Genomic DNA, 2949 nt, shown 5'->3' on the forward strand with positions numbered 1-2949 from the left:
CCTAGGGCGATATCGAGATGATCGCGCAGCGTCCCGGCTCTACCGACGGCATCAACTCGCCGGGTGGCACGATCAGGGCGTCCTCGGTAGCGAGATCGAGACAGATCCGGACCGACCCGGAACGGTCGGGAATCTCCGACGTCCCGATCTCCACGGCCATGTCAGCCACACCCCGCCTGGTCATGACGTTGAGGGCCCGCGTGCTGGACGATGCCCGCGATGCCGGCGCCCACTCGCCAGGAAAGGCAAAGGTGTGCAACGGCTCGACGATGTGGCACACCGGGGTGACCGCACCGCGACCGTCCTCCGTCGCGGAGAAGGGCGGTCCGGTGAGCTCGAGAGCGACCGAGCCGATCGGGATGATCAATCGGTCGTAGCCCGCGATCACCGAGAACGTCGACTCGAGCGGTTCGTCGGCGATGCTCACGCGCCAGTCGCCGGTCTCCGCAACCACCTGGGTGGTGCCCTGGCCGTTCAGCCAGGGCACCACCCTGCGGTCGGACGCCGTGGTACGGAACGACGTTGTCCCGTAGCCGGTTTCACCGGTTGTCCGATTTGTCATCTCTGGGTGCGGCGGGCGGGGTGATCAGCCGAGCTTGCCGACCACGGCCTCGGCGCTCTCGAGGAGCGCGCCGGATGCGGCCAGCTGCACCGTGGCCTCGATCTCCGGGGCCAGGAACCGGTCGGTCCCGGGACCCTCGACATGCTCGCGGATCGTCTCACGCACGGCCGCGGTCGCGGGCGACGGCTCGAGCGGGGCCCGCAGGTCCAGGCCGCGGGCGGCGGTCAGCGCCTCGATGGCGAGCACCCGGGTGAGCCCGTCGACGGCCCGGCGCAGCTTTCGGGCACCGGACCAGCCCATGGACACGTGGTCCTCCTGCATCGCCGAGGAGGGGATCGAATCGACGCTCGCGGGCGCGGCGAGCCGCTTGAGCTCGGAGACGATCGCGGCCTGGGTGTACTGGGCGATCATGTGCCCGCTGTCCACGCCCGGGTCGTCCGCGAGGAACGGGGGCAGGCCGTGGTTGCGTGCCTTGTCGAGGAACCGGTCGGTTCGGCGCTCGCTCATGCTCGCGACATCGGCGACGACGATCGCGAGGAAGTCGAGCACGTAGGCCACCGGTGCGCCGTGGAAGTTGCCGTTGGACTCGACCCGGCCGTCGAGGGTGACCACCGGGTTGTCGACGGCGCTCGCCAGCTCGTACGAGGCGATGCGCTCGGCGTGAGCGAGGGTGTCGCGGGCGCCGCCGGCGACCTGCGGAGCGCAGCGCAGCGAGTAGGCGTCCTGCACCACGGTGCAGTCCGGGGTGGCGTGGCTGGCGACGATTCCGGAGCCGGCGAGCACCCGGCTCATGTTGGCCGCCGCCACCGCCTGACCGGGCTGCGGGCGCAGCGCCTGCAGGTCCGCCGCGAACACCTTGTCCGTGCCCATCAGTCCCTCGACGCTCATCGCCGCGGTGACATCGGTCAGCGACAGCAGCTTGCGCAGGTCGTGGCAGGCCAGCACCAGCATGCCGAGCATGCCGTCGGTGCCGTTGATGAGGGCCAGGCCCTCCTTCTCCTTGAGCTCGACCGGCTCGATCCCGGCGGCGGCCAGGGCCTCGGCGGCAGGCATGAGCTCGCCGTCCGCGTCGCGCACGGTGCCCTCCCCGATCACGGCCAGCGCCACGTGCGAGAGCGGCGCCAGGTCACCCGAGCAGCCGAGGCTGCCGTACTCGTGCACCACCGGGGTGATGCCGGCCGACAACAGCGACGCGTAGACCTGGGCCACCTCCGGACGCACGCCGGTCCGGCCGGTCGCCAGCGTGGACAGCCGCAGCAGCATCAGCGCCCGCACCACCTCGCGCTCCACTTCCGGACCGGAGCCGGCGGCATGGGAGCGGATGAGGCTGCGCTGCAGCTGCGCCCGCAGCTCCAGCGGGATGTGCCGGGTGGCAAGGGCACCGAACCCGGTCGACACTCCGTACACCGGCTTCGGGTCCTCGGCGAGGGCCTGGATCCGGGCGCGGCTGGCCCCGATCGCCGCAAGTGCCTCATCGGAGAGCTGCACCGGTGCGCCGAATCGTGCGACCCGCACCACCTCCTCCGGGCTCACCGCGCCGACCCCGACCACGACGGGCTCCAGCTTGTCCTGTGCACGCGTGTCCACGTGCGAGAGGGTGTTCGTGCTCATGGTTGTTCTCCGTTTCGAATGAGCGGTAAATCGAGAAGATGTGGGTCGGTCAGGACAGCGGGAGCGCGACGGTGGTCTCCGGCGGCACCGGAACGGGTCGCACCCACCGTCGGTAGGCGAGGGCGAGCAGTGCCAGCCACACCGCGCCGACGATCAGAGCCACCCTGGTGTCGGCATCGAACGCGAGCACCGCGATCACGAACACCAGGAAGCCGATCGCGATCAGCTGCCCGTACGGCCAGAACGGCACCGGGAACTTCAACGCCGCGGCCTCGGCCGGATCCATCCGCTGCCGGGACCGGTAATGCGAGAGCAGGATCATCAGCCACACGAAGATCGTCGCGAAGGTCGCGATGGACGCGATGACCAGGAACACCCTGTCCGGGATCAGGTAGTTCAGGAGCGCCCCGACCAGCAGCGTGACCGTCATGATGACCACCGTCATCCACGGCACCCCGTTGCGGGAGACCTTCCCCATCACCGCGGGCGCCTGACCGCGCTGGGCCATACCGAACATCATCCGGCCCGCACCGAAGATGTCGCTGTTGATCGCCGACAACGCCGCGGTGATCACCACGATGTTCAACACCGTCGCCGCCGGTCCGATGCCGAGACCCTGGAAGATCTGCACGAACGGACTGCCCTCGGACCCGATCGACTGCCACGGATTGATCGCCATGATCACCGCCAGGGTCAGCACGTAGAACAAGATGATGCGCACCGGGACGGTGTTGATCGCCCGGGGAATGGTGCGCTCCGGATCCTCCGCCTCACCC

At 69.7% G+C, this 2949-nt stretch carries 3 protein-coding genes; all 3 read right to left on the reverse strand.

Annotated elements, in window-relative coordinates:
• Position 1: 1 nt before the first annotated feature.
• On the reverse strand, positions 2-562 hold the full coding sequence (locus RM1_RS25740) for a HutD family protein (RefSeq protein ID WP_092667956.1): 561 nt from the start codon (positions 560-562) through the stop codon (positions 2-4).
• Positions 563-586: 24 nt separating this feature from the next.
• The gene (gene hutH / locus RM1_RS25745; protein ID WP_072754432.1) at positions 587-2173 is read right to left on the reverse strand and encodes a histidine ammonia-lyase; all 1587 of its coding nucleotides are present in this window, start codon (positions 2171-2173) and stop codon (positions 587-589) included.
• Positions 2174-2222: 49 nt separating this feature from the next.
• The coding region (locus tag RM1_RS25750; RefSeq protein WP_143187350.1) for an amino acid permease at positions 2223-2949 on the reverse strand (727 nt) is incomplete at its 5' end.

Origin of the sequence: Rhodococcus maanshanensis NBRC 100610 (assembly GCF_001894865.1) — a bacterium.
Classification (GTDB): Bacteria; Actinomycetota; Actinomycetes; order Mycobacteriales; family Mycobacteriaceae; genus Rhodococcus_G; species Rhodococcus_G maanshanensis.